This window comes from Pantoea sp. GM01, from assembly GCF_000282675.1.
Lineage (GTDB): Bacteria > Pseudomonadota > Gammaproteobacteria > Enterobacterales > Enterobacteriaceae > Pantoea > Pantoea nemavictus.
In genome coordinates this window covers 174,868-200,107 of record NZ_AKIU01000035.1, presented here as the reverse complement: position 1 = coordinate 200,107, position 25,240 = coordinate 174,868, and the positions used below count along the sequence as shown (strand labels likewise).

The 25,240-nt window shown below is 54.3% G+C and carries 22 protein-coding genes; 13 read left to right on the top strand and 9 right to left on the bottom strand.

Translation table 11 applies throughout. The annotated features are described in order from the left end of the window. Nucleotides 1–106 precede the first annotated feature (106 nt). Nucleotides 107–1,573 (bottom strand): amino acid permease, encoded by a 1,467-nt coding sequence (locus PMI17_RS11115; RefSeq protein ID WP_007889477.1) that lies wholly within the window; start codon nt 1,571–1,573, stop codon nt 107–109. Between the two features lie 136 nt (nt 1,574–1,709). After that, nucleotides 1,710–2,576 carry a DNA-binding transcriptional regulator YeiE gene (yieE, locus tag PMI17_RS11110; protein WP_007889476.1) on the bottom strand — a complete coding sequence of 289 codons (867 nt, stop codon included), beginning with the start codon at nt 2,574–2,576 and terminating at the stop codon, nt 1,710–1,712. A 142-nt stretch (nt 2,577–2,718) separates the two neighbouring features. On the opposite strand from yieE, the gene PMI17_RS11105 reads away from it, so the two are divergent. Both PMI17_RS11105 and nfo read left to right on the top strand, forming a co-directional pair. After that, nucleotides 2,719–3,765 (top strand): YeiH family putative sulfate export transporter, encoded by a 1,047-nt coding sequence (locus tag PMI17_RS11105; protein ID WP_007889475.1) that lies wholly within the window; start codon nt 2,719–2,721, stop codon nt 3,763–3,765. 57 nt (nt 3,766–3,822) lie between these two features. After that, a complete protein-coding gene (gene nfo, locus PMI17_RS11100; RefSeq protein WP_007889474.1) occupies nt 3,823–4,668 on the top strand; it encodes a deoxyribonuclease IV in 846 nt (281 codons plus the stop codon). 118 nt (nt 4,669–4,786) lie between these two features. On the opposite strand, the gene fruA is transcribed toward nfo, so the two are convergent. The 4 genes from fruA to PMI17_RS11080 form a co-directional block, all read right to left on the bottom strand. Beyond that, nucleotides 4,787–6,484, bottom strand: a complete 1,698-nt coding sequence (fruA, locus tag PMI17_RS11095; protein WP_007889473.1) for a PTS fructose transporter subunit IIBC — start codon at nt 6,482–6,484, stop codon at nt 4,787–4,789. 16 nt (nt 6,485–6,500) lie between these two features. Further along, on the bottom strand, nt 6,501–7,439 hold the full coding sequence (gene fruK / locus PMI17_RS11090; RefSeq protein ID WP_007889472.1) for a 1-phosphofructokinase: 939 nt from the start codon (nt 7,437–7,439) through the stop codon (nt 6,501–6,503). Next, nucleotides 7,436–8,566 carry a fused PTS fructose transporter subunit IIA/HPr protein gene (gene fruB / locus PMI17_RS11085; RefSeq protein WP_007889470.1) on the bottom strand — a complete coding sequence of 377 codons (1,131 nt, stop codon included), beginning with the start codon at nt 8,564–8,566 and terminating at the stop codon, nt 7,436–7,438. The genes fruK and fruB overlap by 4 nt, the downstream gene beginning before the upstream one ends. A gap of 279 nt (nt 8,567–8,845) precedes the next feature. Further along, nucleotides 8,846–9,100, bottom strand: a complete 255-nt coding sequence (locus PMI17_RS11080; protein ID WP_007889468.1) for a zinc/iron-chelating domain-containing protein — start codon at nt 9,098–9,100, stop codon at nt 8,846–8,848. Nucleotides 9,101–9,252: 152 nt separating this feature from the next. Here PMI17_RS11080 and yeiP point away from each other — a divergent pair, with 152 nt between their 5' ends. From yeiP to yejF, 9 genes are all read left to right on the top strand, one after another. Then, the gene (yeiP, locus tag PMI17_RS11075) at nt 9,253–9,825 is read left to right on the top strand and encodes an elongation factor P-like protein YeiP (RefSeq protein ID WP_007889466.1); all 573 of its coding nucleotides are present in this window, start codon (nt 9,253–9,255) and stop codon (nt 9,823–9,825) included. 107 nt (nt 9,826–9,932) lie between these two features. After that, nucleotides 9,933–10,907: a GTP-binding protein gene (locus tag PMI17_RS11070; RefSeq protein ID WP_007889464.1), complete on the top strand. Its 975-nt coding sequence runs from the start codon at nt 9,933–9,935 to the stop codon at nt 10,905–10,907. 43 nt (nt 10,908–10,950) lie between these two features. Next, entirely contained in the window at nt 10,951–11,658 is a 708-nt protein-coding gene (locus PMI17_RS11065; RefSeq protein WP_007889461.1) for a phosphatase PAP2 family protein, read from the top strand. 515 nt (nt 11,659–12,173) lie between these two features. Further along, on the top strand, nt 12,174–12,749 hold the full coding sequence (gene mepS / locus PMI17_RS11060; protein ID WP_007889459.1) for a bifunctional murein DD-endopeptidase/murein LD-carboxypeptidase: 576 nt from the start codon (nt 12,174–12,176) through the stop codon (nt 12,747–12,749). 283 nt (nt 12,750–13,032) lie between these two features. Further along, nucleotides 13,033–14,598: a cyclic di-GMP phosphodiesterase gene (locus PMI17_RS11055; RefSeq protein WP_007889457.1), complete on the top strand. Its 1,566-nt coding sequence runs from the start codon at nt 13,033–13,035 to the stop codon at nt 14,596–14,598. 65 nt (nt 14,599–14,663) lie between these two features. Further along, nucleotides 14,664–16,472, top strand: a complete 1,809-nt coding sequence (locus PMI17_RS11050) for an extracellular solute-binding protein (RefSeq protein WP_007889455.1) — start codon at nt 14,664–14,666, stop codon at nt 16,470–16,472. 10 nt (nt 16,473–16,482) lie between these two features. Next, entirely contained in the window at nt 16,483–17,574 is a 1,092-nt protein-coding gene (locus PMI17_RS11045; protein ID WP_007889453.1) for a microcin C ABC transporter permease YejB, read from the top strand. Then, nucleotides 17,574–18,596: an ABC transporter permease gene (locus PMI17_RS11040; RefSeq protein WP_007889451.1), complete on the top strand. Its 1,023-nt coding sequence runs from the start codon at nt 17,574–17,576 to the stop codon at nt 18,594–18,596. Before PMI17_RS11045 ends, PMI17_RS11040 begins: the two co-directional genes overlap by 1 nt. Then, nucleotides 18,597–20,186, top strand: coding sequence for a microcin C ABC transporter ATP-binding protein YejF (yejF, locus tag PMI17_RS11035; protein ID WP_007889448.1), 1,590 nt, complete (start codon nt 18,597–18,599; stop codon nt 20,184–20,186). It begins immediately after the preceding gene. On the opposite strand, the gene PMI17_RS11030 is transcribed toward yejF, so the two are convergent. From PMI17_RS11030 to rsuA, 3 genes are all read right to left on the bottom strand, one after another. After that, nucleotides 20,180–20,506 (bottom strand): hypothetical protein, encoded by a 327-nt coding sequence (locus PMI17_RS11030; protein ID WP_036620898.1) that lies wholly within the window; start codon nt 20,504–20,506, stop codon nt 20,180–20,182. The genes yejF and PMI17_RS11030 overlap by 7 nt on opposite strands. Nucleotides 20,507–20,896: 390 nt before the next feature. Further along, on the bottom strand, nt 20,897–22,090 hold the full coding sequence (locus PMI17_RS11025; protein ID WP_007889441.1) for a Bcr/CflA family multidrug efflux MFS transporter: 1,194 nt from the start codon (nt 22,088–22,090) through the stop codon (nt 20,897–20,899). Nucleotides 22,091–22,102: 12 nt separating this feature from the next. Further along, on the bottom strand, nt 22,103–22,825 hold the full coding sequence (gene rsuA / locus PMI17_RS11020) for a 16S rRNA pseudouridine(516) synthase RsuA (RefSeq protein ID WP_007889439.1): 723 nt from the start codon (nt 22,823–22,825) through the stop codon (nt 22,103–22,105). A 164-nt stretch (nt 22,826–22,989) separates the two neighbouring features. On the opposite strand from rsuA, the gene PMI17_RS11015 reads away from it, so the two are divergent. Both PMI17_RS11015 and rplY read left to right on the top strand, forming a co-directional pair. Next, entirely contained in the window at nt 22,990–24,744 is a 1,755-nt protein-coding gene (locus tag PMI17_RS11015) for a DEAD/DEAH box helicase (protein WP_036620896.1), read from the top strand. 131 nt (nt 24,745–24,875) lie between these two features. Next, nucleotides 24,876–25,160, top strand: coding sequence for a 50S ribosomal protein L25 (gene rplY, locus PMI17_RS11010; protein WP_007889435.1), 285 nt, complete (start codon nt 24,876–24,878; stop codon nt 25,158–25,160). Nucleotides 25,161–25,240 lie beyond the last annotated feature (80 nt).

Here is a 25,240-nt window from a genome sequence, read left to right as displayed (position 1 = left end):
GGTGATAATAATTATCAATTATATCCAGGTAACAAATGTTAAAAAAAAGCGCGCATAATGCGCGCCCTGTGTCGTGGGGTCGCCATTCATGGCGACCACGGATGATTCACTCTTTAAACGTTGGGAATTCCATTTCGCTGTACTTCACGAAGCGTGAGCCGCGCGTCAGCTTGTAGCCCAACCAGATAATCAGGAACAGCGGAATACCGATATAGGTGGCGGCGACGCCATACCAGTCAATACGATCGGCGAGGAAGGCCTGATAGTTCTGCCCTAACGTAATGATCAGACACAGAATGAAGGCAAAAATCGGTCCCAGCGGGAAGAAGCCGGAACGGTATGGCAAATCGGCCAGGCTGTGCCCCTGCGCGACATAGCCGCGACGGAAACGATAATGGCTGATGGCAATGCCCAACCAGGCGATAAAGCCGGTCATACCAGACGTGTTCAGCAGCCACAGATAGACTTCCTGGTTACCAAATTTCGAACTCAGAAAACACAATCCGGCGACCACGGTGGTGGCAATCAGCGCGTTACGCGGCACGCCGCCCTTCGACAATTTGCCAAAAATGCGCGGCGCTTTGCCTTCACGAGCCAGGTTGAACAGCATACGCGTTGAGGCGTACATACCTGAGTTACCCGCCGACAACACTGCCGTCAGAATTACCGCGTTCATCACCGCCGCCGCAGACAGCAGACCGGCATTTTGGAACACCAGGGTGAACGGGCTCACGGCGATATCCGTCACATCGTTATGCAGCAGCTGCGGATCGGTATACGGCAGAATCAGGCTGATGATCAGAATCGCGAAGATATAGAACAGCAAGATGCGCCAGAACACCTGACGCACCGCGCGCGGGATGTTTTTTGCGGGATCTTGCGATTCTCCCGCCGCGATGCCAATCAGCTCGGTGCCCTGGAAAGAGAAGCCGACGATCATCGCTACGCCAATCATCGCGGCAAAACCACCGGCAAACGGCGCTTCGCCCACGGTCCAGTTGTGCCAGCCGGCGTTTTCAGCACCGCGCATGATGCCGGTGATCATTAATACGCCAACCACGATAAAGATGATGACGGTGGTCACTTTGATCAGCGAGAACCAGTATTCCGCTTCGCCGAAGCCTTTAACCGAAATGTAGTTGAGCAGGAACATCAGGCCGAGGAACAGCGCGCTCCAGATCCAGCCGGGCGTGTCCGGGAACCAGTAGTTCATGACGAGCTGCGAGGCGACGAGGTCAACGGCGATGGTCACCGCCCAGTTGTACCAGTAGTTCCAGCCCAGCGCGAAGCCGAAGCCTTCTTCTACATATTTAGAGCCGTAAGTCGAGAAGGAGCCGGAAACCGGCATAAATGCCGCGAGTTCCCCGAGACTGGTCATCAGGAAGTAAACCATCAGGCCAATCAGCGCATAGGAGAGCAGCGCGCCGCCAGGTCCGGCCTGAGAAATGGTAGCACCCGAGGCGACAAACAGGCCGGTACCGATGGAACCGCCAATGGCGATCATGGTGAGATGACGCGATTTTAATTCACGGCGCAATCCAGGTTGTTGTATTGTTTTTGAGTCATTATGCATGTGTAAACGCTATGCTGGATAAAAATAGGGCGCGATTGTAGCACTCAGACCCAAGCTGTATAGCATTCACGTCGGGTTATTAGTTACCTTCATGATCGGCCAGAAATTATTAGCCGCAGCATAATCAAAGCCGTATTTATTCGCGGCAATACGACAGGAAACGGCTTAATGCTTTCGACACATGTTTCTGGCGATGATGGATGCGATACAGCGTCCGCGTCAGGCGTGGCAGCGGTATCGCCACTTCCACCAGCGTGCCCGCTTCCAGCAAATCTTCAATCACGCGACGCGATAAACAGCTGATGCCCATGCCATGGCGCACCGCGTGTTTAATCGCCTCTGAATTACCTAATTCCATACCGAGCTGAAACTGCGGCAAATGCGACAGCAGCAGATAATCGACAATTTCACGCGTACCTGAACCACGCTCACGCAGAATCCAGGGTGCGGCAGCGAGCGCTGCCAGAGTAATCGGCTGCTGCAGAATCGCGGCATCCGGCGCGGCAAATACCACCAGCTCATCTTCCAGCCACGGCTCGCTAATAATATCCAGCTCGTGACACGGCCCCTCTATCAGGCCGATATCGACACGAAAATCGGCTACCGCAGTGATGGCATCCTGACTGTTACCCACGCTCAACTCCAGCGGCAACGCAGGAAAATCACGGCGATAGGCGGCGATCATGCCTGGCAGCATGTAATTGCCGATGGTGCTGCTGGCAAACAGGCGGATCGCCCCGTTATCCTCTGTAAACAGCTGTTCGATCTCACCCGCCTGCTCCATCAGGCCTACCGCGCGCGGATAGAGTAAACGTCCATGCTCGTTCACCACCAAACGCTTGCCGACGCGATCAAACAGCTGTACGCCAAGTTGGTTTTCCAGGTCGGCGAGCGCCGCACTCACCGCCGACTGCGATAGCGCCAGCACCTGCGAGGCTTGGGTGGTTGAACCACTCTTCAGTACTTCGGTAAACACCTCAATCTGACGCAGCGTGATGTGCATGTGTACCTCTCATCTATCACTTATTCTGGTTAATTATAAATATATTATCAATTTTACTTTTAAACCAGTGCAGCGCACCCTTTAGCCAGAGATAGAACGTTAGAAGGTCGGCATGAATGCCGCCGCTACGAGGAGAAAAAATATGGCTGAGCTAAGCGTTAATAAAACCCCGTTTCATCTGCATCACTGGCTGCCGGGCCTACTTCTCACCGCGGCCATTGCCGGCGGTGCGGCGTGGTTAGCCCATCAGCCGTGGCTGGCGAGTGCCGGATTGGGTGCCCTGACCTTAGCAATCATATTAGGGATTGTGCTGGGTAACACGCTGTATCCGCAGCTGGCGGGCGCATGCGACAGCGGCGTGCTGCTGGCGAAACAGCGTTTGCTGCGTCTCGGCATCATCCTTTTCGGCTTTCGCATCACCGTGCAGCAAATCGCCGATGTTGGCATCAGCGGCGTGCTGATTGATGCGCTGGTTCTCAGCTCAACGTTCCTGCTGACCTGTTTTATCGGCATTCGTCTGCTGAAGATGGATCGCGAAACCGTATGGCTGATTGGCGCGGGCAGCAGCATTTGCGGCGCAGCGGCGGTGCTGGCGAGCGAGCCTATCGTTAAAGCGGCGCCGTCAAAAGTGGCGGTGGCCGTGGCGACGGTGGTGCTGTTTGGCACGGTAGGCATCGTGATTTATCCGCTGCTGTGGACGCTGCTGCCCAGCGTCAGCGCGGAACACTTCGGCATCTTCACCGGTTCTACGCTGCATGAAGTGGCGCAGGTGGTCGCAGCCGGACACGCGATGGGCGCCGAGGCGGAAAACACTGCGGTGATCGCTAAAATGCTGCGCGTGATGATGCTGGCGCCGTTTTTACTGCTTCTCGGCAGCTGGCTAAAACGTCAGCGTAGTCAGCGCGCGGCATCACAACAATCCGTCAGCTTCCCGTGGTTCGCGCTACTGTTTATTGTCGTTGCGCTGTTTAACTCGCTGCATCTGCTGCCGGGAAATGTGGTCAGCACGCTGAATCAGCTCGCGAATCTGCTGCTGGCGATGGCGATGGCCGCATTGGGTTTAACCACCCGCTTTAGCGCCTTAAAGCAGGCTGGCTTTAAACCATTGCTGCTGGGATTGGTGATGTTTGGCTGGTTGATTCTGGGCGGCGGAGCACTCAATGTGCTGGTGCAACATTTCATGGCGTAACCGCATCCGCTATGATGGACAGCTTTGCAGCAGCAATCGCCCAATTAGGAGAGCGGCATGAAATATATCGGCGCACACGTCAGTGCATCAGGCGGCGTGGACCAGGCAGTGATCCGTGCCCACGAACTCGAAGCCACAGCCTTTGCGCTGTTCACCAAAAACCAGCGCCAATGGCGCGCGGCGCCGCTCTCAGGTGAAGTCATTGATGCCTTCAAGACCGCCTGCGACCAGTACAACTTCACCTCCGCGCAGATTCTGCCACACGATAGCTATCTGATTAACCTCGGCCATCCGGTGATGGAAGCGCTGGAAAAATCGCGTGATGCTTTTCTTGATGAGATGCAGCGTGCCGAACAGCTGGGTTTAACGCTGCTGAATTTCCATCCGGGCAGCCATCTCAAGCAGATTGAAGAAGAAGCCTGCCTGAAGCGCATCGCCGAATCGATCAACATGGCGCTGGATAAAACCAGCAGCGTGGTGGCGGTGATTGAAAACACTGCGGGCCAGGGCAGCAACCTCGGTTTCCGCTTTGAGCATCTCGCCACCATTATTGAGCATGTGGAAGATAAATCGCGCGTTGGCGTGTGCATCGATACCTGCCATGCGTTTGCCGGTGGTTACGATCTGCGCACCGAAGAAGCCTGCGCGGAGACCTTTAGCGAGTTTGAGCGCATTGTTGGCTTCCAGTATCTGCGCGGCATGCACCTGAATGATGCCAAAAGCACGCTGGGCAGCCGCGTTGACCGCCATCACAGCCTGGGTGAAGGCAACATCGGTAAAACGGCGTTTAGCTGGCTGATGAAGGATAAACGTTTTGACGGCATTCCGATGATTCTGGAAACCATCAATCCGGATATCTGGAAGGATGAGATTGCGTGGCTGAAGTCGGAACAGCAGGGTTAATGCGATAACCAGGTCACCATGAATGGCGACCCTACGGGTTGATGTTTTTGGTTGGCATGAATGCCAACCATTAAACAAAAAAGGGAGCCGAGGCTCCCTTTTTCACGTCTGCGGATGATTACGCTGCTTTTACCAGCTTTTCTTCCGGACGTTTCAGAATTGCGTAGCCAAGACCCGCCACCGCAGTACCAATCACAATTGCCAGCAGGTAACCCAGCACTGGGGTAATCGCGCCTGGAATCAGCAGCACGAACAGACCACCGTGTGGTGCCATCAGTTTGGCACCAATCGCCATCGAAATCGCACCGGTCACCGCACCGCCAATGATGCAGCATGGCAGCACACGCATGGGATCACGCGCGGCAAACGGAATCGCCCCTTCTGAGATGAAGCACAGACCCAATACCAGCGCCGCTTTGCCGCCCTCTTGCTGACCTTTGTTGAACTTACGACGCGCAACCAGCGTCGCCAGGCCCATCGCCAGCGGTGGCACCATGCCGGCGGCCATAATCGCTGCCATCGGCGCGTAGGTTTGCGAACTCAGCAGACCCACACCAAAGGCATAGGCAACTTTGTTCACCGGGCCACCCATATCGGTACACATCATGCCACCGAGGATTGCGCCCAGCAGAACCGCGTTCGCCGTGCCCATGTTGGCCAGCCAGGTTGTCAGGCCCGTCATGATGCCCGCCACCGGCTTACCGACCACGTAAATCATCAGCAGACCGGTAATTAAGCTCGCCACCAGCGGGATGATCAGAATCGGCTTTAGCGCTTCCATACTTTGCGGCAGTTTGACTTTACTGCTGAGCATCTTCGCGGCGTAACCGGCAATGAAACCGGCGATGATGCCACCGAGGAAACCGGCGTTAATGCTGGTGGCGATCATGCCGCCAATCAGACCTGGCGTCAGGCCCGGACGGTCCGCAATTGAGAAGGCAATGAAGCCCGCCAGTACCGGAACCATCAGAGCGAAGGCGCTACCGCCGCCAATCTGCATCAATGCAGCGGCCAATGTACCCGGCTCTTTAAATGCGGTAATACCGAAAGCAAACGAGAGCGCGATGCTCAAACCACCGGCAACGACCATCGGCAGCATGTACGACACGCCGGTCAGCAGGTGACGATATGCACCGGCTTTCTCTTTGTTGTCGCCCTGGGCGCTGGCGGACTGATTACCGCTCGGCTGATAGGTTTTCGCTTCTGCCTGGGCTTTGTCCAACTCCTGCGCGGTTTTCTTCAGCGCCAGACTGGTTGAGGTGCGATACATCGGCTTGCCGGCAAACTTCGCCAGATCCACATCAATATCCGCCGCGACGATCACCAGATCGGCCGCCGCCACCTCTTCCGGTGTGATGGCGTTGCCCGCACCGACTGAACCGCGGGTTTCCACTTTCACCCACCAGCCACGCTTAGTGGCTTCGGCCTGAATAGCTTCTGCCGCCATAAAGGTGTGGGCAACGCCGGTTGGGCAGGCGGTGACTGCCACAATACGTTTCTGGCCACCGCTCTGCGCGGTAACCGGTACGGCGCCCGTTGTCGCCGCAGGTTGCCAGGTTTTGGCACTTGCTTTGGCTTGGTTGATCGCCGCCAGCGGATCGCGCAGCGCTTGCTGCACATCCACCAGCGCCACAGACTTACCGGCAAACTGCGCATCATTCGGCGCGTTATGACCAGCAACCAGCACCAGCTCAGCATCGGCGGCATTGTCGGTCAGCGTCAGTCCGGCCTGTGCGGCCGTGGCGCGTAAACGTTCCAGCGCCAGATGTCCTGATGCCAGCCCCAGTGAAGAATCTTTTATCAGCAGCGTTTTCATTATCGCTCTCCTGCTGTTAGTTAACGGGTTGTAAGTCGACGCGCGCCATCATCGCGGCCAACTGAGTACGATCTTTAACGCCAACATTGCTTTGACTGACGGCCATCGCCGCCACAGCCGTTGCCAGACGCAGCGTATGCTCGCTGGATTCACGCATCAGCAAACCGTAAATCAGGCCGCCGACCATGGAATCTCCGGCACCCACGGTGCTGACCACTTCGCAGGCAGGTGGTTTGGCGAGCCATTCACCAGAAGCATTCACCCACAGCGCACCTTCCGCACCGAGAGAAATCACCACGTGCGCAATGCCCTGCTCGCGCAGTTCATGGGCGGCACCGATGACGTCCTGCAACTCAGGCAGTTTGCGACCGGCCCAAATTTCCAGCTCGCGGCGATTCGGTTTTACCAACCAAGGCGCGGCTTTCAGACCGGCGACCAGCGCTTCGCGGCTGCTGTCGAAGATGATGCAAGGGCACAGCGTACGCAGATCGCTCATCCACTTGGTGAACGCTTCAGGCACCACGCCGGCAGGCAAGCTGCCGCTGACGCACACCATGTCGAACTGGCCGAGCCAGGTGAGAGAATCCGCCGTGAAGCGATCCCAATCCTGGGCCGTCACTTCAAAGCCGGAGAAGTTCAGATCGGTCACATCGCCGTCTTTTTCTGTCAGCTTAACGTTGATACGTGTGCGGCCCTGCACCACCTGGAAACGGTTGGCAATGCCCAGCTCGCTGAACAGCTGCTGGAAGCCATCCTGGTTCTCTTTACCGAGGAAACCGCCGACCGTGACATCGATCCCCAAATCTTTCAGCACTTTAGCAACGTTGATGCCTTTGCCCGCAGCGTGCAGACCGGTGGTTTTCACCAGATTAACTTCACCATGCTCTATCTCTGGCGTGTAACCCACCAGATCGTAAGCCGGATTTAACGTAATAGTGGCGACACGACGGCTCATGCTACCCCCTCGCCGAGACCGGCATTGATCGCTTCTTCAATAGCGGTAAGCGCTTGCTGGGCATCTTCACCACTGGCAGTAAAGCGCAGGCGATGGCCTTTCTTCACGCCGAGCGCGACCACTTTCATCAGGCTACGGCCGTTGGCGGGCTTGCCGCTGCCGTCGAGGTTGGTCACGGTGATGTCACTGTTGAACTGTTTGATCACGGTAACCAGTGCGGTACCTGGACGCGCATGCAGACCATGCTCATTGCGGATGGTGAATTCAGCGGTCAGCTGTTCGGCAGCTTCATCCACTTCACTGGTCAGCAGCGCCAGAATCCCGGCGGCATCGGTCTTCAGCAGACGTTCAGCTTTGTTGGTCAGCAGCAGATTGCTTAAGTAGCCCAGCACTTCCAGCGGACGCTGATCGTTCGCTGCAACGGTCAGCAGCAGCGCGACGCTTTCGCCCTGATGCTGGAATGGCGCAGCGGCACGGCTTACCGCCACTGCGCTACCGAGGTTGCCGTTAGCGCTGTCGCTCAGCCAGATGCCTTGCCCGAGGCTTAACGGTGCATGGGAGACCACATCAGCAATAAATGCCGCATCGACCGCGCCTGCGGCTTGCAGGCGACCGGCGTTGAGCGCTTGTAAGGTGATTAAGTCGCTGGCTGCTACATCAACGGCAATCAGCGAGGTATCGAATTTGAATTCAGCCGCCTGATTCTCACCCATCAGCAGCGCACGCAGTTCTTCAGCCGATGCGGTTTTCAGCTGTTCAGCAATGCTGTCATCACTTAATACATGAGTGAGCTGACGCAGCAACGCGAGGTGTTCATCCGATTTGGCAGCAATACCGATAGCCACATACGCCGTTTGGCCATCGCCCCACTCCACGCCCTGCGGGAACTGATAGACTTGCACGCCGGTTTTCAGTACCAGGTCGCGCGTCTCGGTGGTGCCGTGTGGAATGGCAATGCCGTTACCCAGAAAGGTGGTGGTTTGCTGTTCGCGCGCCAGCATGCCGTTAACGTAGCCTTCGCCGACATTACCCGCAGCGGTTAACGCAGCAGCAACCTGACGAATGGCCTCTTCTTTATTCTGTGCCTGAGCACACGTATGAATGGCCTGAACTTCGAGCTGGAACATATCTCTCCTCGCTTGCTGTATTGAATCGTTTCAGCTATATGACAAAAAATTACGCTATGCAGCGCGGACTTAGCCGGAAGCACAACGCTGAAACGTTTCAGGGAATATGGTACAGCCGCGTACAGCAGGCAAGAAAATGCGCGATCTGAGTAGCAGATTTTTGATGTTCCGCACACTTCAAGTGGGATTTAGGATTTTTTCCGCCAGGCAGGCTGATGCTTTTGCTGTAACCCTATGCCGCGTTAAGCCAAATTCTTCAGCATGGCGTCAGCTAACCGCTTAAGGCGCAGTCTCTGCTTCCAGTTTTAACAGAAAGGTCATGGCGTTTTCACGGCTGTTGCCGCACATTTCCGCGCTGGGCTGTAACCCCGCGCAGACTGCTGGACGCAGCGGAGAACCGAAGATTTTACAGCGCTGCTGCTCATCAAGCTGAACGCAACGCGTATTGGCCGGTTTGCCGTGCGGCATACCAGGAATGGGAGAAGAGATTGAGGGGGCTGTGCAACAGGCACCGCACTGGTCACGACAAAACATCATGCGCTCCTGGAGAGAATTCGCGGCGACAATAACAGTCTGACGCCGCGAATGCCATGCATCGGCAACAATTTTACACCGCCTCACTTGCCAGTTTTTCACCGCGCGAGTAACGTGACGCGCATTAACCTTCCGTGAGCGAGAAAACCACTATGCCAAAGGCAAATGAGATAAAAAAAGGGATGGCTGTCACCTGGAACGGCAAACTGTTGCTGGTGAAAGACATTGATGTGCAAAGTCCAAGCGCACGCGGTGCCGCTACGCTCTACAAGATGCGTTTTACCGATGTCCGCACCGGCCTGAAAGTGGAAGAACGCTTCAAGGGCGACGATATTATTGACGCCATTTCGCTCAGCCGCCGTGCCGTTACCTTCTCTTATATAGATGGTGATGAGTATGTGTTTATGGATGACGAAGATTACACGCCGTATAACTTCAAAAAAGATCAAATCGAAGAAGAGCTGCTGTTTATTCCTGAAGGCGGCATTCCCGGTATTCAGGTGCTGACCATGGACGGCCAGGTGCTAGCACTGGAGCTGCCACAAACCGTCGACATGGAGATTGTTGATACTTCGCCAGGCATCAAAGGCGCATCCGCCAGCGCACGTTCTAAACCTGCCGGCATGAGCACCGGTTTGTCGATTCAGGTGCCCGAGTATCTCAGCAATGGCGATCGCATCCGCATTCATATTGCTGAACGTCGCTATATGGGCCGCGCTGACTAAGAAGAGTCTTCCGTCCGGCCGCTGGGGGTTGTTATAGTATAACAACGCCATACGCGCCGGATGTCACCTCCGCGCGTGATTTATCCTCTTTGTAAGGGAGCCCCTTTGTGACGCGCGTAAACCTGATTACCGGATTTCTCGGCAGCGGGAAAACCACCACCCTCCTGCATCTGTTAGCCAATAAGCCTGCCAACGAAAACTGGGCGATACTGGTCAATGAATTTGGCGAAATTGGCATCGATGGCGCGCTGCTCGCCGATCGCGGTGCCACGCTCAAAGAGATTCCCGGTGGCTGCATGTGCTGCGTCAACGGCTTGCCGCTGCAAGTGGGCTTAAATATGCTGCTGAAGCAGGCGAAACCCGACCGCCTGATCATTGAACCTACCGGCCTTGGTCATCCCAAACAGCTGCTTAACATGTTGCGTGCCGCGGTTTATCAACCCTGGATTCAGGTGGATGCGACCTTAACGCTGCTCGATCCGCGCCAGTTAGCTGATGAGCGCGTGGTGGCGAATGAGAATTTCCGCGATCAGCTGGTAGCGGCAGATATCATCGTTGCAAATAAAAGCGATCGCTGGAGTGACGAAGATCGTCAGCGCTTACAGGCATGGCAGCAACAATTCCTCGGCGAACGTCAACTGGTGGAAGCGGCGTGGGGACAGATCGATCCCGCTCTGTTGACACAGCCTGCATTGGCGGATCGTGCGGTTCCCGATGCGGCACATCATCATCACTCTCCGCGTCCGCAAGGGTTGGCTGCGCTCAAATTAGAGGGTCAGGCACGCTGGCGCCGTGCGTTAAATGAAGGTCAGGGCTATGCTTCCTGTGGCTGGATTTTTGATGGTGATACGGTGTTTGATACCATTGCCGCGCTAGAGTGGGCAAGGCTTGCGCCCGTTGATCGGGTGAAGGGCGTATTGCGCACTGCAGACGGATTAGTCAACATCAATCGCCAGGGCGAAGATCTGTTTATTGAAACGCGCCCCACTACGCCGCCAGATAGCCGTATCGAATTGATCCATCATCAGCCGGCAGACTGGAATCTTTTGCAGGCGAGCTTGTTGAAGATTCGTTTAAATTAGATGCGTTAGGTTGCCACCGTTGTTTTCACTTTGAGCCTATTTTATGCGCGCTTCTCGATTAATCACCATCCTGCTGCTAAATGCGCTGGGAGTGATGCTGTTCTTTTCATGGTACCTGCCGCCGGATCACGGGTTCTGGTTTGGTATCGATAAAGCCATCTTTTATGGCTTTAATGATCAGATGGTTGATCATCACGGCTTCGCACTGTTGGTGGCCATTACTAACTTCCGCGGCTTCGATCTGGTTTCGCTGCTGGCAATGGGATTGCTGTATCTGTGGTTCTGGCGTCGCGAGACACCGCAGGACCGCCGCCGCATGCTCGCCATTGGCATCACCATGCTGCTGAGCGCCGTAGTGCTGAATCAGCTTGGCCACTTGCTGCCGGTGCAACACTCCAGCCCAACGCTGTTCTTTGAAAATGTGCATCGCGTGAGTGAACTGACCGGGATTCCGGCTAAAGATGCCTCCAAAGATAGCTTCCCTGGCGACCACGGCATGATGCTGATTATCTTCACCTGCTTTATGTGGCGCTATTTCGGCTTCCGTGCGTTTCTGGTGGGTTTGGTGATTACCGTGGTGTTCGCTCTGCCGCGCGTGATGGCTGGTGCGCACTGGTTTACTGATATCGCCGTGGGCTCGTTATCGGTGGTGCTGGTTGGCATGAGCTGGTGCCTGTTAACGCCGTTCAGCGACAAACTGGTTAATTGGCTCAATCGTTCGCTGCCGGGTAAATATAAGCCGCGCACGTAATTGTTAAGCGCGAGTGATCATAGAGCAATAACACGATCGCTCGCGCTTATTGAAAACGCCAATATATTATTAGCAGACTAACATTATTCAGCTAAAAGAAAAGATTATGATACAAAATGCCTGACATTAGCCTTTTTCCTAAGCTGTCCAGCCAGAACCCTCTTAAAATCGGCCTTAACGCCAGAACACCCCCCTTATTGCAGCGCTATTTGGCTATTAAATCACTGCCTATTGTTGATAAACTAGCCATTATGTTACAGATTGATTTCACATCGAAAAAACCTTTGAAAATTTATATAAAAGCACTCGCCACGCGGTCTGTAATCGGTTAACCTCAAATCCGATTAGTAAGCAACAGCATAAAATGCGGTGCTTAAAGCGACAAAAATGTGTGCATTAACACATTTTAGTAATTAAGGATTTGTCTTAGACGGCCGTACTTATTAATCTCAATCCGTTTTGTCATCTGGCTGACGACATTCTGTCGTAAAGGAACTCGAAGGAAAACACGTACAATGGTCAAGTCTCAACCAATTCTGAGATACCTCAGGCGGATCATTCCCGCAGTAGCTTTAGCAACGCTTTTATCAGCATGTAGCAGTACCCATAACGGTCAGAACGCGAACAACGAGAATCATGAAGTTAACAACCAGAATGGTTTTTTACTTCAAGCGTCTCAGGACGAATTTGAACAGATGGTGCAGAACGTGGACGTTAAGTCCCGCATCATGGAACAGTACAGTGACTGGAAAGGTGTCCGATATCGCTTAGGCGGTGACACCAAACGCGGCATTGATTGTTCTGCTTTTGTTCAGCGCACCTTTCGCGAGCAGTTTGGTTTAGATTTGCCACGCTCAACGTCACAGCAGCAAGACACCGGCAAAGAGATTTCCCGCAATAAATTGCGCGCAGGTGACTTAGTGCTGTTCCGCGCCGGTTCTACCGGTCGCCACGTTGGCATTTATCTCGGCAACGATAACTTCGTCCACGCATCGACTAGCAGTGGCGTAATGATTTCCAATTTGAACGACAGTTATTGGAAAACACGTTATCGCGAAGCGCGTCGGGTTTTAGCTAAAAACCCAAGCTAACGTATTGCTTTGAAGATCCTCTCAGCCAGAGAATCAAAAAAACGCTGCCCCGGCAGCGTTTTTTTTTGCCTGCTGTTTTAACTCAAATCGAGCCGATAAAAAGTAATTGAGAATCAAAAATATAACGAGACTTTATTCGCGCTCTCGTTATATTCTCGTTGACTTCCTGATGCCCAAACATTGCGCTGCAGACACCGTTGTTAACCGGGCTGCCGGATGAAAGTGGGTAGTGACCAAAACGATAAACATAATAATAAATGGCAAGACAAGGGGAATACACTCCATGCCACTGTCGGGGAAATTAAAACGTCACGCGAGCTATTCACGCCGCATCGCCTGGAGTAGCGTGATTATTGGCGCCGTCTTCTTTCTGCTTTTTGTCATCGTTCTAATAACGCTTACCTGGCAAAAACGCGTACAGCAACATGAACAGCTGCTGGCCCATAGCCGCGACGATTTACAACAGGTGATCACCAGCCTGATGGATACGCTCTATCCACTGCAACAATACCCCCAATTGTCATGTAGCAGCGTCAGTCGTGAGCTCACTTCGCGCGCAGCCTTCGCCGGTAACCTTCGCGCTATCCTGTTAGTACGTAATGGTAATGCCTACTGTTCATCGGCAACCGGCGCTTTTCTGCTGGCTGCCAGCGCTATCTCTCCTGAATCTGAACTGGAACGCGATCGTGATATGCGCCTGCTGGAAGGCACGCCATTGCTGCCAACCAAGCCGGCGCTGGCGCTATGGATGAAAACGCCAGGTGCGGCGGAAACCGGTATTCTCGCCACCATGAACATTAGCCTGACGCCTTATCAGTTGCTGGCTTCTTATCATCCAGAAATCACCGGCATTGCGCTGGTCATCGGTAATAAAGCTTTGTTAAGCGGCAGCAATCAGGTAGTTAACGTCCGTGATTTACCGACCCCGCTGCAGGAAATGGCATTCAACAATGGCGCCCTGCACTTTTTGCTGTTTGGCACGACGTTAGCGCCGCGCGATTACTCCCTCACGTTAATGACCGCTGTACTGTTCGCTTTGCTGGTTACTGCGGCTAGCTGGTTATTGCTGACCCGGCATCAGCGCCCTGGCAAAGAGATCATGCAGGGCATCAAACGTGGCCAGTTCCATGTTGAATATCAACCACTTGTCACCGCACACGATGGCCAGCCGTATGGCGTTGAGGCACTACTACGCTGGACGCATCCTACCGAAGGTATGATCCCGCCCGATGTGTTTATCGGTTACGCGGAAGCGCAGAATCTGATTATTCCGCTTACTCAGCATCTGTTTAGGCTAGTCGCGCGCGATGCTCAGTTTCTCTACACCCAGTTGCCGCAAGGTACGCGCATGAGCCTGAATCTTTCACCTCTGCATCTTGCCTCGGAAAGCTTCCGCGATGATGTGCAGCTGTGGATTAACGCCATGCCCGCCGACCACTTCAACTACGTGTTTGAAATTACCGAGCGCACCATGGTTGGCGAGAAGAGTGCCGGCGAGATTTTCGCCTGGCTGCATGAAAACAATTTCAAGATTGCGATTGATGACTTCGGCACTGGTCACAGTGCATTAATCTATCTGGAAAAATATCCGTTCGATTACCTGAAAATTGATCGCGGTTTTGTGCAAAGCATTGGCACGGAAACCGTTACGTCACCGGTGTTGGATGCGGTGCTGCTGCTGGCAAAGAAGCTCAATTTGAAAACCGTGGCCGAAGGCGTAGAGACCGGCGACCAGGCGGCGTGGCTGGTGAACCGTGGCGTGACTCATTTACAGGGCTATCTGTTTAGTCGACCGCTACGACCAGAAAGCCTGGTCAGCTATTATCAACGCCAACGTGCGCTGAGTTAACATCACGCGAACCCCATGAAACTGCTACCATAAAGTGCGGAACACCACAGGAGATCGCCCCACTTATGCTGCTGCGTTTTGTCACAGCGTTGTTGCTTTGTAGCGCCATTACGCCGCTGCATGCCGCAACCATCAACGAAAGCTATGCCTTCGCGAAGCTGGGCGAGCCGAAATATGCGGTGAATTTTACCCATTACGATTACGCCAATCCTGCTGCGCCAAAAGGCGGCAAGATGACTTTGGCGGTGGTCGGCACATTTGACAACTTCAATCGTTTCGCCTCACGCGGCAATCCCGGCATTGGCACCGATACCTTGTATGACGGCCTGTTTACCACGTCGGATGATGAACCTGGCAGCTACTACCCGCTGATCGCCGAATCGGCACGCTATCCAGACGACTATCGCTGGATGGAAGTATCGATCAATCCCCATGCTCAGTTTCAGGACGGAACGCCCATCACAGCCCAGGATGTCGCTTTCACCTTCCAGAAATTTATGACTGAAGGCGTGCCGCAGTTTCGCGTGGCATTTCGCGACGTAAAAGTTAAAGCGCTTAATCGCCTTACGGTGCGCATTGACGTGCCGAAAGCGGATAAAGATCGAATTCTCAGCTGGCTGACGCTGCCGGTATTGCCAGAGAAGTTCTGGCAAAACAAGAAGTTTAATGAGCCGATTGGTTATCCACCGCTGGCCAGCGGGCCTTATCGCGTTACGTCGTACAAATCAGGTCAGTTTATTCAGTACAGCCGGGTAAAGGATTACTGGGCCGCCAATCTGCCAGTGAACCGCGGTCGCTTTAATTTCGACACGCTACGCTACGACTATTACCTCGATGACAACGTGGCGTTCGAGGCCTTCAAAGCAGGCGCTTACGATTTACGCGAAGAGAGTTCAGCGAAGAAATGGGCCACGCAATATCTCGGCCGCAACTTTGATAGCCACGCCATCGTCAAATCGACCATCCCCAACACCGTTTCCACCGATACGCGCTGGCTGGCCTTCAACAACGAGAAGCCACTGTTCGCCGATCGTCGCGTGCGGGAAGCCATTACGCTGGCCTTTGATTTTGAATGGATGAACAAAGCCCTGTTCTACGGAGCCTACAAGCGCACCAACAGCTATTTCCAGAATACCGACTATGCGGCGCAAGGCTATCCCAAGGCCGAACAGCTGATCTTACTGGCGCCTTACAAAGCCCAGCTACCGCCTGAAGTGTTCAACAATCAATATGCTCCGCCGCGTTCAGACGGCAGCGGTTTTGATCGTGGCAACTTATTGAAAGCCATGAATTTGCTCAAAGAAGCCGGCTGGCAGATTAAAAATCAGCAGTTAGTCAACGTTAAAACCGGTCAACCATTCCGCTTTGAACTGCTAATGCGCAGCGGCACCCAGAATGACTGGGCGCTGCCGTTCCAGCACAGCCTTGAACGACTGGGCATACAAGTTTCGCTGCGTCAGATTGACAGCTCGCAATATTTGCGGCGCTTACGCGAAGGTGATTACGACATGATTCCGTCACTCTATTATGCGATGCCGTGGCCTTCTACCAGCTTGCGCACTATCTGGCAGTCGGAGTTTATTAACTCTTCCTGGAATACGCCGCGGGTGAAAGATCCGATCGTCGACCATTTTGTACAGCAGATCGTTGAGCATCAGGGCGACGAAAAAGCCTTGCTGCCGCTCGGCCAGGCACTGGATCGCATCCTGTTGTGGAATGCCTACATGATCCCGATGTGGTACAGCGCCGAAGATCGCCTGGCGTACTGGGATAAATTTTCCCATCCCGAGATTAAACCCGCGTTCGCTACGGGTCTGGAAAACTGGTGGTACGATGTGAACAAAGCCGGACGATTGCCGGCCGATCGACGCTGAGGAGCACGGTTTGGCAGCCTATTTTCTACGCAGGTTACTGCTGATCATCCCCACTTTGTGGGCGATCATCACCCTGAACTTTTTTATTGTACAGATCGCACCAGGCGGGCCGGTCGATCAGGCGTTAGCCAACGTGCAATTTGGCCACAGCACCGGTATTCCCGGCTCTGCCGGCGGTGACAGCGGCGCGCGCGGAGCCTTGCTGCGTGACAATCCCGGTGATAGTCAATATCGCGGTGCACGCGGCCTCGATCCGGAAGTGATCGCTGAGATTAAACATCGTTACGGCTTCGATAAACCGTTACTGCAGCGTTATGGCGAGATGCTGTGGAACTACATCCGTTTCGATTTTGGCGATAGCCTGTTCCGCAGCGCCTCGGTGCTGCAGCTGATCAAAGAGAGTTTGCCGGTCTCGATAAGTCTTGGATTGTGGAGCACGATAATTATTTATCTGGTATCGATTCCGCTCGGCATTAAAAAGGCGGTACGCAACGGCAGCCCCTTCGATATCTGGAGCAGCATCTTTATTATCATCGGTAATTCTATTCCAGCATTTCTGTTCGGCATCATGCTGATTGTCCTGTTCGCGGGCGGCAGCTATTTCGACTGGTTCCCACTGCGCGGCCTGACCTCTCCGCAGTTTGATACGCTGCCCTGGTATAGCAAAATCACCGACTATCTCTGGCACATCACGCTGCCGGTGCTGGCCACGGTGATTGGCGGTTTCGCCACGCTTACCATGCTGACCAAAAACTCGTTTCTCGATGAGATTCGTAAACAATATGTGGTCACCGCGCGTGCAAAAGGGTTGGATGAGAAGCGGGTGCTGTACGGTCACGTGTTCCGAAATGCCATGCTGCTGGTGATTGCCGGCTTCCCCGCCACCTTTATCAGCATGTTTTTCACCAGTTCGGTGTTGATTGAGGTGATGTTCTCACTCAACGGTATGGGCCTGCTCGGCTATGACGCCACCATTCAGCGTGATTATCCGGTGATGTTCGGCACGCTGTATATTTTCACGCTAATTGGTCTGCTCATGAACATTCTCAGCGATCTCACCTACACGCTGGTCGATCCGCGCATTGATTTTGAGGGACGCTGATGCGTTTATCTCCTGTAAACCAGCAGCGCTGGCAGCGTTTTCGTCATAACCGCCGTGGTTACTGGTCGCTGTGGATTTTCCTGATCATTTTTGTCCTGTCACTGGGTGCCGAGTTGCTGGCCAACGACAAACCGCTGCTGGTGCACTATCAGCAACGCTGGTATATGCCGCTGTTGTTCAACTATAGCGAAAGTGATTACGGCGGCGATTTCGCCACGCCCGCTGACTATCAGGATCCGTGGCTTAAACAGCGTATTGCTCAGCAAGGTTGGGCGATTTGGGCACCGATTCGCTTTGGCGATAGCACCATCAATTTCGCCACCGATGTACCCTTCCCTTCCCCGCCTTCCATGCAAAACTGGCTGGGTACCGATGCCAACGGCGGTGATGTGCTGGCGCGTTTGCTGTATGGCACGCGCATCTCACTGCTGTTTGGCATTCTGTTAACGCTGTTTTCCAGTGTGATTGGCATCGTGGTGGGGGCAGTACAGGGCTATTTTGGTGGACTCATTGATCTGATCGGCCAGCGCCTGATAGAAGTGTGGTCCGGCATGCCTTCACTGTTCTTGCTGATTCTACTATCCAGCGTGATTCAGCCCAATTTCTGGTGGCTGCTGCTGGTCACGGTGGTGTTTGGCTGGATGAGTCTGGTAAGCGTGGTGCGCGCCGAATTTCTGCGCACGCGTAATTATGATTATATTCGTGCCGCACGTGCGCTGGGCGTTAGCGACAGCCGCATTATGCTGCGTCACATGCTGCCCAACGCCATGGTGGCAACGCTGACGTTTCTACCCTTTATTCTCTGCGTTTCAATCACCACCCTGACATCGCTGGATTTCCTCGGCTTTGGTTTGCCGATCGGATCGCCGTCACTGGGTGAGCTGCTGCTGCAGGGGAAAAATAATTTACAGGCACCGTGGTTAGGCCTTGCCGGCTTTTTTGCCCTCGCTCTGCTGCTGTCGCTACTGATTTTTATTGGCGAAGCGGTACGCGATGCCTTTGACCCGAGTCGAGGACGCTAAATGAGCCTGTTAACGGTTAATCACTTGGCGGTGACCTTTCATGATCGCCGCGTGGTGGAAGACATTTCGCTGCAGATCGATGCCGGTGAAACGCTGGCGCTGGTGGGCGAATCCGGATCCGGTAAGAGCGTGACCGCGCTGTCGATCATGCGCTTATTGCCGCAGCCGCCGGTCAACTATCCGCACGGCGAAATTCTGTTCAACGGCCAGGATATTTTGCAGGCCAGCGAACGCACGATGCGCGGACTGCGTGGTAACCAGATGGCGATGATCTTTCAGGAACCGATGGTATCGCTCAATCCGTTGCATAACGTGGAAAAGCAGCTGTACGAAGTGCTATCGGTGCATCGCGGTATGCGGCGCGAAGCGGCACGCGGAGAGATGCTGAGCTGCCTCGAACGTGTTGGCATTCGTAATGCGGCATCGCGTCTGCAAGATTTTCCACACCAGCTTTCCGGCGGCGAACGCCAGCGCGTGATGATCGCCATGGCGCTGCTCACCCAGCCGAAGCTGCTGATCGCCGATGAGCCGACCACCGCGCTGGATGTCACGGTTCAGGCGCAGATTCTGCAACTGCTGCGCGAACTGCAGCGTGAACTGAACATGGGCATGTTGTTCATCACACATAACCTGAATATTGTGCGTCAGCTGGCGCATAGCGTCACCGTGATGCGCAATGGACGCGGCATCGAACACAACCGCTGTGATTTACTGTTAAGCCAGCCGCAGCAGCCGTACACGCGTGAATTACTGGCCGCCGAGCCGGATGGCCAGCCGGTGCCCCTAAGCGATGCACCACCGCTGCTGCAGGTGAAAAACTTGCAGGTCGGTTTCCCGATCCGTCGTGGATTGCTGCGGCGAACCGTGGCGGAAAAGATGGCGCTACAAGATCTCAGCTTTACCCTGCGTCGCGGAGAAAGTCTCGGGCTGGTGGGGGAATCGGGTTCTGGAAAAAGCACCACCGGACTGGCACTGCTGCGTTTGATCGCTGCGCGCGGTGAGATTTGGTTTGAGGATCAGCCGCTGCATCAGCTGTCACCGAAACAATTGTTGCCGCTGCGTCAGCGCATTCAGGTGGTGTTTCAGGATCCAAATTCGTCGCTCAATCCGCGGATGACGGTGCAACAAGTGATTGCCGAAGGGTTGGCGGTACATCGCCCTGAATTGAGCCCTGCCGAGCAGGAAGCCAGAGTAATTGCGGTGATGCAGGAAGTAGGACTTGATGCCGACAGCCGTTCGCGCTATCCGGCAGAATTTTCAGGCGGTCAGCGCCAGCGCATTGCTATCGCCCGTGCGCTGATTCTCGAACCGCAGCTGATCGTGCTGGATGAACCCACCTCATCGCTGGATCGCTCAGTGCAAAAGCAAATTCTCACCCTGCTGCGCCGCTTACAGCAGCAGCACCAGTTAGCTTATCTGTTTATTAGCCATGATTTACAGGTGGTGCGCGCGCTATGTCACCAGCTGATTGTGCTGCGTGAGGGCGAGGTGGTGGAACAAGGTGACTGCGATACGTTGTTCAACGCACCAACAGCCGACTATACACGTCAGCTATTGGCATCCGCTCAGGGGAGAGATCTCAGTCAGTGACCGTCGAAGGTTTCGGCAATGGCGACACCCTGATTTTTCAGGCAGCAGTTAGTCGCGCTTTCATCATCGCGTTGAATCAGCAGACAAGGCTGCCCTTCACACTCAGCGATTTTGCACTCGACCTGAATCTGCGCCAGCGTTTCTTGCAGCTGGTGCAGAATTTCCAGCGCCGGATGACCATCGTGGCTGAGCAGACGCAGCACCACAAGATCTCCAGCATGAACGCCATCCGCAGTTTCCTGACGCTCAATTTCACCCGCATGTTCAACTGACCAGCGATAATGTTGTGGCAAGCGATGCACAACAGAAAGTTGCAGCATAGTTATACGGCCCCCAGAGACGTTAACTTTATTCACGACGACGGCACAACGCAGTGAATCCCAACCTGGTTAGCTCAGAATATGGACGTGGTTTGCCTTATTTTTTTAAACACCAAGCGTGTAGCCAATTGATAATTTGCGAGGCTTCTCACATTTATGCTTATGTTTACCGTGTTCAGCGGCTGTTAACAATCATTTTAGACGCAATCTCGTTACTTTTTTATCTCTAAATTTTCACATTATGGAAACATTAAGCATAACGAATGAATGGGGATTAGCGAGTAGCGGGTGGGAATTTGTTCAGAGGGCGGGTCGCCATAAATGGCGACCCTACGAAAAAGTGTTGGATTTCATCAACGTAGGATCGACTTGTATCGCGACCGGTAGATCTTATGCCGAATGATGCGGGCGTGAAGCGTAGGTAAACAACACAATCGAAACGGTGGCACACAGTGCGATAGTGGCCACCATCGGCCAGGCACTGTTAATGCTCACCAATGACAGCAGTGCGCCGACCAATGCGCCCACGCCAAAGCGCAGCGTGCCAGCCAATGATGAAGCGGTGCCGGCCATATGCGGGAACTCATCAAGAATCACCGCCATCGCATTCGACGATACCGTCGATACGCAGCCGATAAACATCGCTACGCCAAACACCAGCGACAGGAAGCCGAGATCCAGCGCACTGGAGATCAGCAGCCAAACGCCCATCACGAACTGGATCACTAATCCAAGACGGAACATTTTCAGCGGACCAAAGCGGCGCACCGCCCGGCTGTTAATCAACGTCATCACGAATAAAAACACCACGTTCAGACCAAAGTAGTAGCCGAAGTTTTGCGGCGAGACGTGATTGACTTCGATATACACGAATGGGCCGGCGTTGAGGAAGGTGAACAAACCCGCAAAGGAGAAACCACTCGCCAGCATGTAACTAAAGGCGCGCTTATGGCGCACTAACGCCACGAAGTTACCCAGGGTAGTGCGCAGATGGAAACGCTGGCGCTGCTCGGGCTTCAACGTTTCACGAATTTGCGTCACCACCAGCACGGTGGTGATGAGCGCGGCGCCGGCTAGCGTCCAGAAGATGGCGTGCCAGTTCCACAGCAGCAGCAGCCAACCGCCGATGATCGGCGCCAGCAGCGGTGCAATGGTGGTGACCAGCATGACGAATGACATCATGCGCGAGAAGTCCTCTTTCGAGTAGGTATCGCGCATCAGGGCGTTGATCACCACGCTGGCCGCGGCGGCCGACAAGCCGTGCAGGAAGCGCATAAAGATCAGTTGATCGATGGTTTGGGACAGCGCACAAGCGGCGGCGGCACAGGCAAAGATCAGCGTTCCCAGCACAATCACCGGTTTACGTCCGTAGCTATCCGCCAACGGACCGTATACCAACTGGCCAATGGCAAAGCCAAGGATGTAAAGGTTGAGCGTCATCTGCACGCTGCCCGCCGATACCGCGAATTCGCGGGCGATTTGCGGCATAGCTGGCAGATACATATCGATGGAGAGCGGCATCAGCATCGCCAGCAATCCGAGAATAACCACTAAACCGACCGGTGAATTCTTTTCCTTGCGCACCGCGTTCTCCCGCTATTTACGTTGTTTGAGTTCTTCTGGCAGGCCGATGCTGTCGACCTCTTGCTGGGTCAGTTCGCGATATTCACCTTCACCGAGATCGTCATCCAATTCGATGTCACCAATGCGTTCGCGATGCAGCGCCGATACATGGTTACCCATCGCAGCAAACATGCGTTTAACCTGATGGTAGCGCCCTTCACTGATCGTCAGACGGGCAGCCTTCTCATCCAGAATCTCCAGCACGGCCGGTTTGGTCAGATCTTTTTCATTGTGCAGCTGTACGCCCGCAGCGAACTTCTCAACCAGCGCAGGATCGATTGGCTCTTCCACTTCCACCAGATAGGTTTTTTCCAGATGATGCTTCGGCGAAGTAATGCGGTGCGACCATTGACCATCATCGGTTAGCAGCACCAAACCGGTGGTATCGATATCCAGACGTCCCGCGGCATGCAGCTTGAACGCCGCCGGCTCCTCAATGAAGAACAGCACGGTGGGATGATCGGGATCGTCGGTTGAACAGACGTAACCCTGCGGCTTGTTCAGCATGAAATAGCGCGGGCCTTGCTGCACCACCAGCGGATTGCCGTCGTATTCGACTTCATCATCTGGCAATACTTTGTAAGCCGCATCGCGGACCACTTCGCCATTGATGGTGACTTTTTTGGCGCGGATTTCGCGTCCAGCGATAGCACGGCTGACTTCCAGCTGCTGAGATATGAATTTTTCGAGTCGCATGAATTCGTTTTGCCTGTTACTGCGGGGAAACTGAAACGGTGTTTTGTCCCTGGATAAGGTGTGGGCAGTATAGCTGGAACCCGCTGCGGCTAACAGAGGCGATCCTGCGTTTCGGCGGCTTTCATGTCATAATGCGCGTCCGTTCCAGAAAAAAGTTTGCCCCGATGTCATTCACCCTGCGCCCGTACCAACAAGAGGCGGTTGACGCCACCCTCAACCATTTCCGCCGTCATACCACGCCTGCGGTAATTGTGCTGCCGACCGGTGCCGGAAAAAGCCTGGTGATTGCCGAACTGGCCAGGTTGGCGCGCGGTCGCGTGTTGGTGCTGGCGCATGTCAAAGAGTTGGTGGAGCAGAACCACAGCAAATATCAGGCGTACGGTTTGCAGGCGGATATCTTCGCCGCCGGTTTGCAGCGCAAACAGAGCGCCAGCAAAGTGGTATTTGGCAGCGTACAGTCGGTGGCGCGTAATCTTGAACGCTTCGACAGCGCCTTTTCATTGGTCATCGTCGATGAGTGTCATCGCATTAGCGATAACGAAGAGAGCCAGTATCAGCTGCTGTTTGCCCATTTGCGCCAGCATAATCCACAGCTGCGACTGCTGGGATTGACCGCTACGCCCTTCCGCCTCGGCAAAGGCTGGATTTATCAGTTCCACTATCACGGCATGGTGCGCGGCGATGATAAAGCACTGTTCCGCGACTGCATTTACGAGCTGCCGCTGCGCTACATGATTAAACACGGCTTTCTGGTGCCGCCGGAGCGGCTGGATATGCCGGTGGTGCAGTACGATTTCAGCCGGTTGATCCCACAAAATAACGGTCTGTTTAGCGAGGCCGATCTAAACCGCGAACTGAAACAGCAACATCGCGTAACGCCACATATTATCCGGCAGATCGTTGAGTTCGCTGAGGATCGCCGGGGCGTGATGGTGTTTGCCTCAACCGTGGAACATGCGCGCGAAATCCTGACGCTGCTGCCAGAGAACAGCGCGCTGGTGTCGGCCGAAACGGCGGTGAAAGATCGCGATCGCTTGATTGGTGCCTTCAAAGCGCAACAGCTGAAGTTTCTGGTCAACGTCGCGGTGCTAACCACCGGTTTTGACGCACCTCACGTTGATTTGATTGCCATTCTGCGTCCGACCGAATCCGTTAGTCTGTATCAACAAATTGTTGGGCGCGGCTTACGCCTGTCGCCGGGAAAAACCGATTGTCTGGTGCTGGATTATGCTGGCAATCCGCACGATCTTTTCACGCCGGAAGTGGGCGCGCCAAAAGGCGCCAGTGACAATCAGCCGGTGCAGGTTTTCTGTCCTGCCTGCGGTTTCGCCAATACCTTCTGGGGTAAAGCAACGGAAGATGGCCACATCATCGAGCATTTTGGTCGCCGCTGTCAGGGCGTGCTGGAAGATGATGAAGGCCAGCGCGAACAGTGTGATTATCGCTTCCGCTTTAAAAGCTGTCCGGATTGCGGGGCCGAGAATGATATCGCCGCACGCCGCTGCCAGCAGTGCGACAAAATTCTTGTCGATCCAGATGACATGCTGAAAGCCGCGTTGAAACTGAAGGATGCACGCGTGCTGCGCTGTGCGGGCATGACGCTGGAACAAGGGCGCGACGACAAAGGCGAGTGGCTGAAAGCGACCTATTTTGATGAAGATGGCACCAGCGTGAGCGAGCGCTTTCGCCTGCAAACGCCGGCGCAGCGCAAAGCCTTCGAACAGCTGTTTATGCGTCCGCATCAGCGTGCGCCGGGCGTGGAGCTCGGCTGGCAAACCGCTGCTGATGTCATTGCGCTGCAACCTTTACTGCGTCATCCGGACTTTGTGGTGGCGCGCGCAAAAGGCCATTTCTGGCAGATTCGTGAAAAAATGTTTGATTATCAAGGCCGTTATCGTCGCGCCAACGAACTGCGCTGAGCGGCGGAATCATTTGCCCCTGACACCCCATTGGCGCTATAATGCCGCCCGCTTTTGCATCCGTAAAAGCAGTTTGAATAACCGTCCTGTTGCTGGGTCGCCTGTAGCAGGAATTATTGAAGAGATATCAAATGTTCACTATTAATGCTGAAGTACGTAAAGACCAGGGTAAGGGTGCGAGCCGCCGCCTGCGTGTAGCAAACAAATTCCCAGCCATCATCTATGGCGGTAATGAAGCACCAGTTGCTATCGAACTGGACCACGACGCTGTGATGAACGTGCAGGTTAAACCTGAGTTCTACAGCGAAGTGCTGACCATCGCTGTTGATGGTAAAGAAGTTAAAGTTAAAGCTCAGGCGGTACAGCGTCATCCGTTCAAGCCAAAACTGTTCCATATCGACTTCGTTCGCGCTTAATCGCTGAATGAGTTGAAGGTAGAAGGGTCGGTTGCGAAACCGGCCCTTTTATTTTGTCTGCATGATTAAGCGTTAATCCC

Bases quoted from the DNA above. Each gene is read 5' to 3' on its own strand.
- PMI17_RS11115 (WP_007889477.1), bottom strand. From the start codon at position 1,573: ATGCATAATGACTCAAAAACAATACAACAACCTGGATTGCGCCGTGAA.
- yieE (WP_007889476.1), bottom strand. From the start codon at position 2,576: ATGCACATCACGCTGCGTCAGATTGAGGTGTTTACCGAAGTACTGAAG.
- PMI17_RS11105 (WP_007889475.1), top strand. From the start codon at position 2,719: ATGGCTGAGCTAAGCGTTAATAAAACCCCGTTTCATCTGCATCACTGG.
- nfo (WP_007889474.1), top strand. From the start codon at position 3,823: ATGAAATATATCGGCGCACACGTCAGTGCATCAGGCGGCGTGGACCAG.
- fruA (WP_007889473.1), bottom strand. From the start codon at position 6,484: ATGAAAACGCTGCTGATAAAAGATTCTTCACTGGGGCTGGCATCAGGA.
- fruK (WP_007889472.1), bottom strand. From the start codon at position 7,439: ATGAGCCGTCGTGTCGCCACTATTACGTTAAATCCGGCTTACGATCTG.
- fruB (WP_007889470.1), bottom strand. From the start codon at position 8,566: ATGTTCCAGCTCGAAGTTCAGGCCATTCATACGTGTGCTCAGGCACAG.
- PMI17_RS11080 (WP_007889468.1), bottom strand. From the start codon at position 9,100: ATGTTTTGTCGTGACCAGTGCGGTGCCTGTTGCACAGCCCCCTCAATC.
- yeiP (WP_007889466.1), top strand. From the start codon at position 9,253: ATGCCAAAGGCAAATGAGATAAAAAAAGGGATGGCTGTCACCTGGAAC.
- PMI17_RS11065 (WP_007889461.1), top strand. From the start codon at position 10,951: ATGCGCGCTTCTCGATTAATCACCATCCTGCTGCTAAATGCGCTGGGA.
- mepS (WP_007889459.1), top strand. From the start codon at position 12,174: ATGGTCAAGTCTCAACCAATTCTGAGATACCTCAGGCGGATCATTCCC.
- PMI17_RS11055 (WP_007889457.1), top strand. From the start codon at position 13,033: ATGCCACTGTCGGGGAAATTAAAACGTCACGCGAGCTATTCACGCCGC.
- PMI17_RS11050 (WP_007889455.1), top strand. From the start codon at position 14,664: ATGCTGCTGCGTTTTGTCACAGCGTTGTTGCTTTGTAGCGCCATTACG.
- PMI17_RS11040 (WP_007889451.1), top strand. From the start codon at position 17,574: ATGCGTTTATCTCCTGTAAACCAGCAGCGCTGGCAGCGTTTTCGTCAT.
- yejF (WP_007889448.1), top strand. From the start codon at position 18,597: ATGAGCCTGTTAACGGTTAATCACTTGGCGGTGACCTTTCATGATCGC.
- PMI17_RS11030 (WP_036620898.1), bottom strand. From the start codon at position 20,506: ATGCTGCAACTTTCTGTTGTGCATCGCTTGCCACAACATTATCGCTGG.
- rsuA (WP_007889439.1), bottom strand. From the start codon at position 22,825: ATGCGACTCGAAAAATTCATATCTCAGCAGCTGGAAGTCAGCCGTGCT.
- PMI17_RS11015 (WP_036620896.1), top strand. From the start codon at position 22,990: ATGTCATTCACCCTGCGCCCGTACCAACAAGAGGCGGTTGACGCCACC.
- rplY (WP_007889435.1), top strand. From the start codon at position 24,876: ATGTTCACTATTAATGCTGAAGTACGTAAAGACCAGGGTAAGGGTGCG.